At 73.7% G+C, this 12,404-nt stretch carries 14 protein-coding genes and 5 tRNA genes; 11 read left to right on the top strand and 8 right to left on the bottom strand.

What is annotated here, in order from left to right:
* Positions 1-80 precede the first annotated feature (80 nt).
* A complete protein-coding gene (gene cobA / locus FGF04_RS08540) occupies positions 81-1,325 on the top strand; it encodes a uroporphyrinogen-III C-methyltransferase (RefSeq protein WP_149510623.1) in 1,245 nt (414 codons plus the stop codon).
* Between the two features lie 157 nt (positions 1,326-1,482).
* Positions 1,483-2,298 (top strand): TrmH family RNA methyltransferase, encoded by an 816-nt coding sequence (locus FGF04_RS08535; RefSeq protein WP_149510622.1) that lies wholly within the window; start codon positions 1,483-1,485, stop codon positions 2,296-2,298.
* A gap of 122 nt (positions 2,299-2,420) precedes the next feature.
* On the opposite strand, the gene FGF04_RS08530 is transcribed toward FGF04_RS08535, so the two are convergent.
* A complete protein-coding gene (locus FGF04_RS08530) occupies positions 2,421-3,809 on the bottom strand; it encodes a protein kinase domain-containing protein (protein WP_188114001.1) in 1,389 nt (462 codons plus the stop codon).
* Positions 3,810-4,005: 196 nt separating this feature from the next.
* Between FGF04_RS08530 and FGF04_RS08525 the strand changes: the two genes are divergently transcribed.
* The 4 genes from FGF04_RS08525 (at position 4,006) to FGF04_RS08510 (ending at position 6,389) form a co-directional block, all read left to right on the top strand.
* Complete coding sequence (locus FGF04_RS08525) at positions 4,006-4,272, top strand: hypothetical protein (RefSeq protein WP_055511046.1); 267 nt, start codon at positions 4,006-4,008, stop codon at positions 4,270-4,272.
* A 209-nt stretch (positions 4,273-4,481) separates the two neighbouring features.
* The gene (locus FGF04_RS08520) at positions 4,482-4,691 is read left to right on the top strand and encodes a hypothetical protein (RefSeq protein WP_149510620.1); all 210 of its coding nucleotides are present in this window, start codon (positions 4,482-4,484) and stop codon (positions 4,689-4,691) included.
* Between the two features lie 406 nt (positions 4,692-5,097).
* Positions 5,098-6,021 (top strand): aminoglycoside phosphotransferase family protein, encoded by a 924-nt coding sequence (locus tag FGF04_RS08515; RefSeq protein WP_149510675.1) that lies wholly within the window; start codon positions 5,098-5,100, stop codon positions 6,019-6,021.
* A 74-nt stretch (positions 6,022-6,095) separates the two neighbouring features.
* Positions 6,096-6,389, top strand: a complete 294-nt coding sequence (locus FGF04_RS08510) for a TFIIB-type zinc ribbon-containing protein (RefSeq protein ID WP_149510619.1) — start codon at positions 6,096-6,098, stop codon at positions 6,387-6,389.
* A 96-nt stretch (positions 6,390-6,485) separates the two neighbouring features.
* Here the strand turns inward: FGF04_RS08510 and FGF04_RS08505 are convergent.
* From FGF04_RS08505 to FGF04_RS08485, 5 genes are all read right to left on the bottom strand, one after another.
* Positions 6,486-6,560: transfer RNA gene (locus FGF04_RS08505), tRNA-Val, on the bottom strand.
* A gap of 55 nt (positions 6,561-6,615) precedes the next feature.
* Positions 6,616-6,687 (bottom strand) — tRNA-Val (locus tag FGF04_RS08500).
* 23 nt (positions 6,688-6,710) lie between these two features.
* Positions 6,711-6,782: transfer RNA gene (locus FGF04_RS08495), tRNA-Val, on the bottom strand.
* Between the two features lies 1 nt (position 6,783).
* Positions 6,784-6,857 (bottom strand) — tRNA-Cys (locus FGF04_RS08490).
* A 38-nt stretch (positions 6,858-6,895) separates the two neighbouring features.
* A tRNA-Gly gene (locus FGF04_RS08485) sits at positions 6,896-6,968 on the bottom strand.
* Positions 6,969-7,124: 156 nt separating this feature from the next.
* Here FGF04_RS08485 and FGF04_RS08480 point away from each other — a divergent pair.
* The 3 genes from FGF04_RS08480 (at position 7,125) to FGF04_RS08470 (ending at position 10,032) form a co-directional block, all read left to right on the top strand.
* On the top strand, positions 7,125-8,240 hold the full coding sequence (locus tag FGF04_RS08480; protein WP_149510618.1) for a chorismate-binding protein: 1,116 nt from the start codon (positions 7,125-7,127) through the stop codon (positions 8,238-8,240).
* 11 nt (positions 8,241-8,251) lie between these two features.
* Positions 8,252-9,073 (top strand): aminotransferase class IV, encoded by an 822-nt coding sequence (locus tag FGF04_RS08475; RefSeq protein ID WP_149510617.1) that lies wholly within the window; start codon positions 8,252-8,254, stop codon positions 9,071-9,073.
* A gap of 134 nt (positions 9,074-9,207) precedes the next feature.
* A complete protein-coding gene (locus FGF04_RS08470) occupies positions 9,208-10,032 on the top strand; it encodes a GNAT family N-acetyltransferase (RefSeq protein WP_188113993.1) in 825 nt (274 codons plus the stop codon).
* Positions 10,033-10,140: 108 nt separating this feature from the next.
* On the opposite strand, the gene FGF04_RS08465 is transcribed toward FGF04_RS08470, so the two are convergent.
* Positions 10,141-10,665: a DsbA family protein gene (locus tag FGF04_RS08465; protein WP_149510616.1), complete on the bottom strand. Its 525-nt coding sequence runs from the start codon at positions 10,663-10,665 to the stop codon at positions 10,141-10,143.
* Between the two features lie 286 nt (positions 10,666-10,951).
* On the opposite strand from FGF04_RS08465, the gene FGF04_RS08460 reads away from it, so the two are divergent.
* On the top strand, positions 10,952-11,398 hold the full coding sequence (locus FGF04_RS08460) for a hypothetical protein (RefSeq protein WP_149510615.1): 447 nt from the start codon (positions 10,952-10,954) through the stop codon (positions 11,396-11,398).
* 233 nt (positions 11,399-11,631) lie between these two features.
* Complete coding sequence (locus tag FGF04_RS39955) at positions 11,632-11,784, top strand: hypothetical protein (protein ID WP_169800124.1); 153 nt, start codon at positions 11,632-11,634, stop codon at positions 11,782-11,784.
* Between the two features lie 41 nt (positions 11,785-11,825).
* On the opposite strand, the gene FGF04_RS08455 is transcribed toward FGF04_RS39955, so the two are convergent.
* Entirely contained in the window at positions 11,826-12,383 is a 558-nt protein-coding gene (locus tag FGF04_RS08455) for a CGNR zinc finger domain-containing protein (RefSeq protein WP_149510614.1), read from the bottom strand.
* Positions 12,384-12,404 lie beyond the last annotated feature (21 nt).

Below are 12,404 nucleotides of genomic sequence, written 5' to 3'. Positions count from 1 at the left end.
GCCCCATAAAATCCGCAGGTCAGGCCCGCTCCACCGCCGCAGCGCGCCCCCGTACCACCCGCATGAGGAGCCGCACCTCCATGGCCGAACACCCCGCCTACCCCGTAGGCCTCCGCCTCTCCGGCCGCCGTGTCGTGGTCCTCGGCGGCGGCCAGGTCGCCCAGCGCCGCCTCCCGGCCCTCATCGCGGCGGGTGCGGACGTCCACCTCGTCTCCCCGGACGCCACCCCCTCGGTCGAGGCCATGGCGGACACCGGCGAGCTGACCTGGACCAGGCGCCCGTACGCGCCGGGCGACCTCGCGGACGCCTGGTACGTCCTGATCGCCACCTCCGACCCCGGGGCGAACGCCGCGGCCTCCGCCGAGGCGGAGACGCACCGCGTGTGGTGCGTGCGCGCGGACGACGCGGACGCGGCCACCGCCTGGACCCCGGCGACCGGCCACAGCGAGGGCGTCACGGTGGCCGTGCTGACCTCGAACCCCAAGGGCCGCGACCCCCGGCACACCGCCGCCGTCCGCGACGCGGTGGTGGAGGGGCTGCGCGACGGCACCCTCGTGGCGCCCCACTTCCGCACCCGGACGCCCGGCGTCGCCCTGGTGGGCGGCGGCCCCGGAGACCCGGACCTGATCACGGTCCGTGGCCGTCGCCTCCTCGCCGAGGCGGACGTGGTCATCGCCGACCGCCTGGGCCCGCGCGACCTGCTCGCCGAACTCCCGCCGCACGTCCAGGTGATCGACGCGGCGAAGATCCCGTACGGCCGCTTCATGGCCCAGGAGGCCATCAACAACGCGCTCGTCGAGCACGCCCGGCAGGGCAAGTCGGTGGTCCGGCTGAAGGGCGGCGACCCCTTCGTCTTCGGGCGCGGCATGGAGGAGGCCCAGGCGCTCGCCGAGGCGGGCATCCCCTGCACGGTCGTCCCCGGCATCTCCAGCTCGATCTCGGTCCCCGGCGCGGCCGGCATCCCGGTCACCCACCGCGGGGTCGCCCACGAGTTCACCGTCGTCAGCGGCCACGTCGCCCCCGACGACGAGCGCYCGCTGGTCGACTGGGCGGCGCTCGCCGCGCTCCGCGGCACCCTGGTCGTCCTGATGGGCGTGGACAAGATCGGCGCCATCGCCCGTACGCTCATGGACAACGGCAAGGCGCCCGGCACCCCCGTGGCCCTCGTCCAGGAGGGCACGACCGCCGCCCAGCGCCGCGTCGACGCGACCCTGGCGACGGTCGCCGAGACCGTCCGCACCGAGGAGGTGCGGCCGCCGGCGGTCATCGTCATCGGCGAGGTCGTGACCGTGGGCGCGGACGGCTCGTTCGAGACGACCGCGTGACCGGCCGCCGAACGACCCGGCCCCGGGCGACCCGACCCCCGGGTGGCCCGGTCGCCCAGTGCCCCGACCATCCAGTGACCCGACCAACTAGTAACCGCGGGTAACCCACCCGTTCCCAGCCGTTGGCACCGCACCCAGGACAAGGCAGTATCGATCCGTGGCCGATCTCATCACCGTCGAGGACCCCGCCGACCCGCGCCTGCGCGACTACACGGGCCTGACCGACGTGGAACTGCGCCGCAGGCGCGAACCCGCCGAGGGCCTGTTCATCGCCGAGGGCGAGAAGGTCATCAGACGGGCCAAGGACGCCGGCTACGAGATGCGTTCGATGCTGCTGTCGGCCAAGTGGGTCGACGTCATGCGCGACGTCATCGACGAACTCCCGGCCCCGGTGTACGCGATCAGCCCGGACCTGGCCGAACAGGTCACCGGGTACCACGTGCACCGCGGCGCGCTCGCCTCCATGCAGCGCAAACCGCTGCCGACCCCGGACGACCTGCTCCGGACGGCCCGCCGGGTGGTCGTCATGGAGTCGGTCAACGACCACACCAACATCGGCGCCATCTTCCGCTCGGCCGCGGCCCTCGGCATGGACGCGGTGCTGCTCTCCCCGGACTGCGCGGACCCCCTGTACCGGCGTTCGGTGAAGGTCTCCATGGGGGCGGTCTTCGCGGTTCCGTACGCCCGTCTGGACTCCTGGCCCAAGGGTCTGGAGTCGGTCCGCGAGGCGGGCTTCGGCCTCCTCGCGCTCACCCCGGACGAGAAGGCCAAGCCCCTCGACGAGGTGGCCCCGCACCGGATGGACCGGGTCGCCCTGATGCTCGGCGCGGAGGGCGACGGCCTCTCCACCCAGGCACTGGTGGCGGCCGACGAATGGGTCCGCATCCCGATGGCCCACGGCGTCGACTCACTCAACGTGGGAGCGGCGGCAGCGGTGGCGTTCTACGCGGTGGCAACGGGCACGGCCCCGTAACGGGGCGCCCGTAAGGGGGCGCCCCGTAAGGGGGCGCCCATAAGGGGGGCGCCCATAAGGCCCATAAGGGGCGCGGGGAACTGCGCGACCAGCCACAACGCACCCGCAGCCGAAGAACAGCCTTACCCGCCGCCCTGCGAGTACGACCGCTCCTGCCGCACGCCGCCCCCGTCCGGGGAACCCCCATGCCCAAGCCCCCGGGCGGGCCCTTGGCACCCCTGTGCCGCCGCAATGGCGAGCGCCACAAGCAGCGTCACCACGACGAACACGAAGAGCCGCTGCCGCAGCAGCCGCGGATTGGCGGGCCGCCGCCCGGTCCCGGTGGTCCGCGGCCCCTGACGCCCCGTCCCGTTGCGCGACGGCCCGGTCCGGCTGCCCGACCGGCCGTTCCGCCCGCCGGACTGCCCCGTGCGGCTGCCGGACTGACCCGTGCGGCTGCCCTGGGGCCCGGTGCGGCCGGTGGACTGCCCGGTCCTGCTGCCGGTGCCGGAGCGCGTCGAACCGCCCCGCGAGGGAGCGGCCGGGCGCGCCCCGGACCGCGACGAGGGCCCGGTGCCGCGCGGCGGGGGAGTGCCCTGCGGACGCCGCTGGGTGCGCTGGTCCTGGTACCCGTCGGCGATCCGCCCGGTCGGCCGGTCGGCCTCCGCCGCACGGGGGGCGGGCGGCCGGGAGTCGCCCATGCCCTGCGCCTCCCGCGCCGCGATCTCCTTGAGCCGCAACGACAGCTGCAGCGTGCTGGGCCGCTCCTCGGGGTCCTTCGCCAGACAGGCGCGCACCAGGGGGGCCAGCGCGTCCGGCACGCCGTGCAGCTGGGGCTCCTCGTGGACCACCCGGTAGAGCATCACTTCCGAACTGCCGTGCCCGAAGGGCGAGTCCTGCGTCGCCGCGTACGCCAGCGTGGCGCCGAGCGCGAACACGTCCGTGGCCGGTGTGACGGCGGCGCCCCGCACCTGCTCCGGTGCGAGGAACCCGGGCGACCCGACCGCCGTACCGACGTGGGTGAGGGTGCTCGCCCCCGTCGCCCAGGCGATGCCGAAGTCGATGATGCGCGGCCCCTTCGGGGACAGCAGGATGTTCGACGGCTTCAGGTCGCGGTGGACGACCCCGGCCTCGTGCACGGCGACGAGCCCCTCGGAGAGGGCGGCACCGATGGACGCGACCTCGGACGCGAAGAGCGGGCCCTCCTCGGTGACCTTGTCGTGCAGGGAGGGGCCGGGAACGTACTGCGTCGCGAACCAGGGCCGTTCGGCCTCCAGGTCCGCGGCGACGAGCCGCGCGGTGCACCCGCCCCGGATCCGCCGCGCCGCCGACACCTCGCGCGCGAAGCGCGACCGGAACTCCTGGTCCTCCGCGAGGTCGGGCCGGATCACCTTCAGCGCGACCCGCTGGCCGCGCCGGTCGGAGCCCAGGTAGACGACGCCCATCCCGCCCGCGCCGAGCCGTCGGTGAAGCCTGAACGAGCCGACGACACGCGGGTCCTCGCGCCTCAGGCGCATCATCGCCATGTCCATCCCCGCTGCCCGGTCCGTTTGACGAGCCACAGCTTACGTTTCCGCGGCCGGGTGCGCGCAGAGGCCGCGCCCTCACGGCCCGACCGATTGTCAGTGCCGGGTGGGAAACTTGAGAGGTGGTCAGGGGACGGGGGGCCGTAGCGGCGTTGAGCTGCGCGGATTCCCAATCATCGCTCACAGAAGGGGGATTGGGCCTGTGAAGGGTGACCGCGTGGAGATAGTGGTGGACGCCGGGGACACGACCCGTACGTACGAGGTGGTGGCCAGCCGGGCCGGCCGCAGGGTGGAGACGGCGGTCCGCAGGGGGGTGGTCGAAGTGAGCGAAGTCACCCGAAGCGGATCAGTCGTCCGGACCGCCCGCTTCATGGCCACCCGGGTGCTCGCGCTCGTCGAACAACCGGTCCCGAGGGAGGACAGCTCGGAACAGACCGGACGTCCCCTCCGGGAAACCCCCGAGACCTAGGGCGTCTTCTCCACCCAGGGGAGTACTCCGCAGGTCACCGCTCATCCTCCGGGAGGCCCGGCAATAGGTACGAGGGCATGACGACCCGCGGACCCCTCCCGCCTAGATTTGTGGTCAAGCGGCGGGTGGCAGCACTCGTCCCCCGAGGTCAGACACCCGCCGCTGCCAGACAGCAAGAGCTTTTCGACAGAACGGTCAGGAGAGGGACCATGGCGGACACAGCATCGCGGACCATGATCCGCACGCGGGGACGCAAGGCGTACAGCGCCGCGTTCGGTCCCAGCCGGTCCGGCCGGCGCCACCCCCTGGTGGCGACGGCCATGGTCCTTCCTCTGGCCACCCTGCTCGTGGTCGTCTTCGGCGGCTGGGAGGCAGTGGTCACACAGGCGTCGTCCGTGGGCGTGATGCTGGGGCGCTGAGCGGCGCCCCAGGCCCGGAAGAGCGGTCCGGGCGGGGACATCCGGCCATGAAACCCCGTGGGGACGGGGGTGCGGCGGACGGCAAAAATGCGGGCGCAGCTGGGGAGCTGCGCCCGCATTGCCATGTGCGCGTACGCTCCCGGAGACCCGTCGGAGCACGACGCGACACGACACGCCACGACACGGCACCACGTGGCACGAGGTGGCATGGCGTGCGGCAGGCGGGCAGGACGGGACGTACGACCTGAGGGGGACCCGAGTGACCGCCGACGTGCTGTCCGCTCTCCGCGCCGAGGTGCGGGCCGCCGCCCACCGGGCCGCCGACCGCGGGACCGCCGCCCACGGAACCGCCTCCGGCCGGAGCGCCTCCGACCGGACCACCGCTCGTCAGACCACCGCTCGCCGGATCACCGCTCACCGGACCGCCGCCCGCCCGGCGGCCGGGGACGCCTGCGTCTGCGGGAGGGACACCTCCGTGCTGGCCGACCGGCCGGACGGCACCGTCGTCCGCCACGGCGGCACGGTGGCGAAGGCGCACGCCGCGGACACCGACCCCGCGGGCCTCGCGGCGCGGCTGGCCGTCGCCGCGCACCCCGCCCTCGACGGCGTCCTCCTGCCGCCGCTCGCCCCGGACGCGGTCGAGCTGGACGGCCGGCCCGTCACCTTCTGGCCCTACGGCACCCCCGTGGACCGCGACGACCCCGACGCCGCCCCGTGGGAGGCGGCGGCGACCCTCCTCGCGGGGCTCCACCGGACACCGCGCTCCGCCCTCCCGCCGGACCTGCCGCCGATGCGCGGCCCGGCGAAGGCGGCCCGCGCCCTCGCCCGCCTGCGGGCGGCCGGTCCGCACCCGGCGGCCGCCCCGGTGCTGCGCGCCTGGTCCGTCCTGCCCGCCTGGGCCCGGGACGAGGCCCCCGCCCCGGACACGCGCACGCTGTGCCACGGCGACCTCCACCTTGGACAGCTCGTCCGCGCGCGGGACGGCGCGTGGCTGCTCATCGACGTCGACGACCTCGGCGGCGGCGACCCCGCCTGGGACCTGGCCCGCCCCGCCGCCTGGTTCGCCTGCGGACTGCTCCCGCCCGGCGAGTGGACCCGCTTCCTCACCGCGTACCGCGAGGCGGCCGGTCCTGCGGTCCCCGCGGACAGCGACCCCTGGCCGGTCCTCGACGTGCCGGCCCGCGCGCTGGCCGCGCAGACCGCGGCCACGGCGATAGTCAAGTCGGTCGCGCAGGGGCGCCCGTTGGACGAGGTCGAGCTGTCCGTGATCGACGCATGTGACCGAATGGCCTCCCATCCGCCCGAGTTGGCGGGAAGATACGAGACGTAGGGTGCAACCGATCGAAGCAGGGCAGAGTCTGTCCTGGCGGAAGCAGTATCCGACGGCGAGGAGTTGAGCCGAGCATGCAGTGTCCGAAGTGCCATGCGCCGATGCAGACGTACAACCGCAACGGTGTCCAGATCGAGCAGTGCAGCGGTTGCCGCGGGATCTTCCTCGACTACGGCGAGCTGGAGGCGCTGACCCGCCTCGAAGGCCAGTGGTCGCAGCCCGGCCCGCCCCCGGGCGCCCCGCAGGCGTACCCGGCCGCTCCGGCGCCGGCCTGGGGCGCTCCGCAGCACGGCGGTCACGGTGGGCACGGCGGCCACTACGGCCACAAGCGGCAGAAGAGCTTCGGCCACATGCTCTTCTCCTCCTGACCCGCCCGGACCGGACTGGACCGGATCCGACCCGATCCGGTCCGCCCCGGGACACGACGAAGCCCCCGGCCGTACGAGACGGCCGGGGGCTTCGGCTGGTGCGCGATACTGGGATTGAACCAGTGACCTCTTCCGTGTCAGGGAAGCGCTCTCCCGCTGAGCTAATCGCGCGGGTGGGACCTGCTGGTGGTGCGAGTGCGGTGACGCCGGTGGTGCGCGTACTGCGTGCGCGATACTGGGATTGAACCAGTGACCTCTTCCGTGTCAGGGAAGCGCTCTCCCGCTGAGCTAATCGCGCGGGGACCCGGCGGACCGGATCAGTGGACGATACTGGGATTGAACCAGTGACCTCTTCCGTGTCAGGGAAGCGCTCTCCCGCTGAGCTAATCGTCCTTGGAGGTGGAGACGGGATTTGAACCCGTGTAGACGGCTTTGCAGGCCGTTGCCTCGCCTCTCGGCCACTCCACCAGGAGCGCGGGGGTCGGGAAGATCCCCCACTTCCTGCGAGCGGACGACCAGGTTCGAACTGGCGACCTCAACCTTGGCAAGGTTGCGCTCTACCAACTGAGCTACGTCCGCTTGTCGTTTCCGTCCCGCTCTCGCGACCCGGCGACGTGTTGAACTCTAGCGGATACCGGGGCCAGCACAAAAACGCGTTTGCGCAGCGTGCTGCGCCTCGCCCGCTCCAGGACACGGCCGGGGCACCCGCAGGTCACCCACCTTAGACTCGCAGCCGTGCAGGACCTCCCAGCTCTCGCCCGCTTCGGCGGCCTCGTCGCGACCGGCCTCCTCGACGTCACCAGTGATCCCGCGGCCCTGGACTCCAGTGGCTTCTGGGCCGTGAGCGCCGACTTCGAGGGACGCGTGACATGCGCCCGTTTCGCGGAGGTGCGCCCCGAAACCGTCCCCGCGCCGGTGCCGGGAGCATGGCGGGGCCCCGCGGCCGGTGACTGGACGTCGTCGCTCGACCGCGCCACGTACACGGCGGGGGTACGCCGCATACGTGAGCTCATCGCGACCGGCGAGGTGTACCAGGCGAATCTCTGCCGGGTCCTGTCGGCGCCCGTCGCACCCGGCGCCGACGTGGACGCGCTGACCGCCCTGCTGGCCCGCGGCAACCCGGCACCGTACGCCGGAACGATTCGGCTGCCCGGGCACGGCGTGGAGATCGCCACCGCCAGCCCGGAGCTCTTCCTGCGGCGCGACGGCCGTACCGTCGAATCGGGTCCGATCAAGGGCACGGGACGGACCGAGGCGGACCTGCTGGAGAAGGACCACGCCGAGAACGTGATGATCGTGGACCTGGTCCGCAACGACCTGGGCCGGGTGTGCGCCACCGGCACCGTGACCGTGCCCGACCTGTGCGTCGTCGAGAAGCACCCGGGGCTCGTGCACCTCGTCTCCACCGTCCGCGGCGAGCTGCGCGAGGACGTGGGCTGGCCCGGGCTGCTGGAGGCGGCCTTCCCGCCCGGATCGGTCACCGGCGCCCCCAAGTCCAGCGCCCTGCGGATCATCGAAGCCCTGGAGACGGCGCCCCGGGGGCCGTACTGCGGCGGCATCGGCTGGGTCGACGCCGACCGCGGCACCGCCGAGCTGGCCGTCGGCATCCGCACCTTCTGGATCGACCGTGCCGAGGGCGTGCTGCGCTTCGGCTCCGGGGCGGGCATCACCTGGGGCTCGGACCCGCAGCGCGAATGGGAGGAGACCGAGCTGAAGGCGGCCCGGCTGCTCGCTGTAGCGTCGGGGGAGTACCCAGGGGCGTACGGCCCGGGTGGGTGGACACCCGCGGACGGCCCCGGGGGCCCCGGCCCGAACAGCACGTCCGGCCGGGAACCCGGCGCGTTCTCATGAGGTGAGGTTCAGTGAAGATCTGGCTCGACGGCGGGCTGCAGGACAGCGAGTCGGCCCGTGTCTCGGCCTTCGACCACGGGCTGACCGTGGGCGACGGCGTCTTCGAGACCGTGAAGGCGGTCGAGGGGCGTCCGTTCGCCCTCACCCGGCACCTCGACCGGCTGGCGCGCTCGGCGGCCGGCCTCGGACTGCCCGAGCCCGACCGCGACGAGGTGCGCCGGGCCTGCGCGGCCGTCCTGGACGCCAACCCCATGCCCCTGGGCCGGCTGCGCATCACGTACACCGGCGGACACGGACCGCTCGGCTCGGACCGGGGCGAGCAGGGGCCGACCCTGCTCGTGGCGCTGGGCGAGTCCGCCCGCCGCCCCGACTCCACCGCGGTGATCACCGTGCCCTGGACCCGCAACGAGCGGGGCGCGCTGACGGGCCTCAAGACGACGTCGTACGCCGAGAACGTCGTGGCCCTCGCCCGCGCGCGCGAACGGGACGCGTCCGAGGCACTGTTCGCGAACACGGTGGGGCAGCTCTGCGAGGGCACGGGCTCCAACGTCTTCGTCGTCCTCGACGGCCGCATCCACACCCCACCCGTCGCCTCCGGGTGCCTCGCGGGCGTCACGCGGGCCCTCACCGTCGAGTGGACGGGCGCCCAGGAGACCGACCTGCCGTTCGACGTCCTGGAGCGGGCCGAGGAGGTCTTCCTGACCTCGACGCTGCGCGACGTCCAGGCGGTGCACCGCGTCGACGGCCGCGAACTGCCGGGCGCGCCCGGCCCGGTGACGGCGAAGGCCATGCGCGTCTTCGGCGAACGGGCGGGCGACGACCTCGACCCGTGAGCCGCCGGGCCGCCCGCCGGGGCTGTCGGGGCCGCCGGGGCCGTCGGGCCTGAGTCGGTCCGGTTCGGGTCGGCTCGGGCCGGCGCCGGGTTTTTCGATGGCGCGAATCCGTCCCGGTGGGTAGAACACCCCTGATGACCACCACCCTGCGGCCGACCGAGCCGCTTCAGCGCGACGCCGACGGGGCGCTGTCACGCCACTACACGGTGTGCGTGAACAGCCGTCCCGTGGGCTCGGTACACCTCGCGAGCCGCCCCGCTTCCGGGGCACCCGTCGGTGAGATACGCGACCTTCGCATCGACGAACCGGACCGGGGGCGCGGCCGGGCCACCGTGGCCGCGCTCGCCGCGGAGGAGGTGGCGCGCGGCTGGGGCTGCCGGCGGATCGAGGTGTCGGTACCGGCCGACGCCACGGGAGCGCTGCGGCTGGCGACGGCCCTCGGGTACGTCGTGCGCAACCGCTTCATGGAGAAGCGGCTCGGCGCCGCCGCGCCCGTACTGCCCGCGGGCAGCCGGGGGCGCCCCATGAGGGAGAGCGAGTTCGCCTCCTGGCAGCAGCGGGCTCAGGAGGGCTACGTCCTGGACTGGGTCACCCGGGGCGTGCCCGAGGCGGAGGCCCGCGCCAAGACCGAACGGGACCACGCCACCCTGCTGCCGGACGGGGTCGGCAGCCAGGGGGCGCAGCTCGGTGTCCTGGAGCACGAGGGGACCGCGGTGGGCACGCTGTGGCTCGGGACCCGCGACGGCTGGGCGTTCGTCTACGACGTCGAGACCGACGAGGCGTACCGGGGCCGGGGGCACGGGCGTTCGCTGATGCTGCTGGCGGAGGCGTGGGCGGCCGCCGCGGGACGCCCCGGCGTCCGTCTGAACGTCTTCGCCGGCAACGTCCCGGCCGAGCGGCTCTACGAGTCGCTCGGCTACGGGACGATCACCTACCACTGCTACAAAGACCTGTTGTAGGGCCCTGCAGGGACCTGCTGCAGGGCCGTGCGGCCGCGGGTCCGGTGACGGCGCAGAGCCGTGGAGCCGCAGAGCCGCGGAGTCGTAGAGCCGCGGCTCCGGTGGGGGTCAGGCGTCCTGTCCGGCCAGCAGCCGGTCCACGATCTCCTCGACGCGCTCGCGGAGCCCTTCCTGGCTCTTGCCGCCGTCGAGGCGTTCCCCGTCGATGACGTACGTCGGGGTGCCGGTCACGCCGATGGCCTTGCCCTCCGCCTGGTCGGCGTCGACGATCAGGATGTGCCGGCCGTCGATGAGGGCGGTGTCGAACTCCTCCACGTCGAGACCGAGTTCGCGGGCCACCTCCAGCAGGAGGGCCTCTCCCTTGCCGTCCAGCTCCGTCACGCGCGCGAGCACCGCCTCGACGTACGGCCAGGCCGCGCCCTGCTCGGCGGCCTCCTCGGCGGCCTGCGCGGCGGCGAAGGCGTGCTTGTGCTTCTCCAGGGGGAAGTGCCGCAGCCGCAGCTCCAGCCGGTCGCCGTAACGGGCGCGCAGCGCGCGCAGGTCGTCGAGGGCGCTGTGGCAGTCCGGGCACTGGAGTTCGCACCAGACGTCCAGGACGGGAACGGCGGGGCGGGCGGAGGAGGAGTCGCTCATGGTGCCAGTGTCCCAGCCGGGACGGACGCGGCCCAACCGGGACCGGCTCCGGGACCGGCTCCCGGACCTGCTCAGGGATCGGCTCCGGGATCGGCTCCGGAACCGGCCGGGCCGGTGCTGCGGGTGTCCGGCCCGGGCGGTCGGTCCGGGCGGCACCTCAGGAGGAGCCGACCCGGAGATGTCCCTGAGGTCTCCCCGGAGCATGGCATATCCGGCACGGGACGGTGCAGGATGGAAGGGACGAAGTGCCCCCGCCCGACACCGCTCGCCCCGCCTGGAGGACCGGATGATTGCCGAGACCGTCTGTTCCGCCGTCGCCGCGGCAGGCCTGGGCATCGCCGCGGTGACCGCGTACCGCAAGCGTTTCCTCACGGCGGCCCGCCTCGCCGCGTACGCGCTGGTCCCGCTCGGGCTGGTGCTCACCGGAGCGGTCGAGTGGGCCGCCGAGACCGCCTTCAGCCCGACGGCCTGGGCCGGCTTCGGCGTGCTCGGGGCGGCCTGGCTGCTCTTCATGGTCACCCGCGCGGTGGAGCGGCGGGGCGGCGGGACCCGCAAGGAGCGCAGCGCGGCCCGGGCCGCGCAGCGGGAGGCGGTGGCCCCGGCGGCCTCGGCGCCCTCGCTGGGCCAGGCCGCCGCCCGGCCCGCGGCCCGTCCCGCGGCGGCGCCCCGCAAGGCCGAGCCGGCGGACGACTTCAGCGACATCGAGGCCATCCTGAAGAAGCACGGGATATGAACGACCGGCACGGCAGCGGGACGGTGAGCGGCACAGTGGCGGACGTGCGGATTCCGCGATACGCGAGGACTTTCTGAGGCGCATCCGGCGAGCCGGACGGACCCGTGAGGGTGCCTCGCGGGCGGGCGTATCCCAGATCGTGGAACGCCGTGTCACGGATTCCGGCTAACTCCCCCGCAATCCGGGCGTGTTGATCGCGTAGGACGTCCCGGCTGAGTCATCATCGCGGCGAGATGCTGGACACAACCCAGAGCGACACCGCGGTTCCTCCCGAGGAACGGCGGGGTTGTCTCTTCGCGCTTTCCCAGCCACCGCTGATGATCTTCCTTGCGGTGATCGGCTGTCTGCTGCTCATGGCTTCGCTGCACGATCTGCTGCTGCTCTGAGCCGTACGCGGAGTCCCTGGCGCCACCCGCCGAGGACTCCGTCAGCCGGCCGCCTCCTTGCGCCGTGCCCGGTACGCGGCCACGTGCAGGCGGTTCCCGCAGGTGCGGCTGTCGCAGTAGCGGCGCGAGCGGTTGCGGGAGAGGTCGACGAAGGCGCGTCGGCAGTCCGGTGCCTCGCAGCGGCGCAGCCGCTCCTCCTCCCCGGCCACCACGAAGAAGGCCAGCGCCATGCCGCAGTCCGCCGCGAGGTGGTCGGCGACGGACGCGCCGGGCGCGAAGTAGTGCACGTGCCAGTCGTAACCGTCGTGGTTCGTCAGGCGCGGGGTGGTGCCCGCGGCGGCGACCAGTTCGTTGATGAGGGTCGCGGCGGTCCGGGCGTCGGGGGCCGCGAAGACCGCGGCGAAGCGCCCGCGGATCCGGCGCACCGCCGAGAGGTCCAGCTCGGACAGGTTCCCGACGTCGCTCATGTCGTGCCGGCGGACGAAGTCGAGCAGCGCCGCTAGGTTCGCGAGGCCGTCCGTGGTGTCGTCCTCCGGTGCGGTGTTCACCAGATCGACCACGGTGTCGAGGGCGCACCGGGTGTCGTGGGTGATCAGCACGTTTCGCTCCCTGGCCTGGGG

The organism is Streptomyces apricus (assembly GCF_008369065.1).
Lineage (GTDB): Bacteria > Actinomycetota > Actinomycetes > Streptomycetales > Streptomycetaceae > Streptomyces > Streptomyces apricus.
Note: the sequence above shows the minus strand (reverse complement) of the source record. Positions and strands in the feature narration are given on the sequence as shown.

Excerpts from the sequence above, each read along its gene's own strand:
- FGF04_RS08530 (WP_188114001.1), bottom strand. The coding sequence starts at position 3,809 with ATGGACATGGCGATGATGCGCCTGAGGCGCGAGGACCCGCGTGTCGTC.
- FGF04_RS08520 (WP_149510620.1), top strand. The coding sequence starts at position 4,482 with ATGGCGGACACAGCATCGCGGACCATGATCCGCACGCGGGGACGCAAG.
- FGF04_RS08510 (WP_149510619.1), top strand. The coding sequence starts at position 6,096 with ATGCAGTGTCCGAAGTGCCATGCGCCGATGCAGACGTACAACCGCAAC.
- FGF04_RS08470 (WP_188113993.1), top strand. The coding sequence starts at position 9,208 with ATGACCACCACCCTGCGGCCGACCGAGCCGCTTCAGCGCGACGCCGAC.
- FGF04_RS08465 (WP_149510616.1), bottom strand. The coding sequence starts at position 10,665 with ATGAGCGACTCCTCCTCCGCCCGCCCCGCCGTTCCCGTCCTGGACGTC.
- FGF04_RS08460 (WP_149510615.1), top strand. The coding sequence starts at position 10,952 with ATGATTGCCGAGACCGTCTGTTCCGCCGTCGCCGCGGCAGGCCTGGGC.
- FGF04_RS39955 (WP_169800124.1), top strand. The coding sequence starts at position 11,632 with ATGCTGGACACAACCCAGAGCGACACCGCGGTTCCTCCCGAGGAACGG.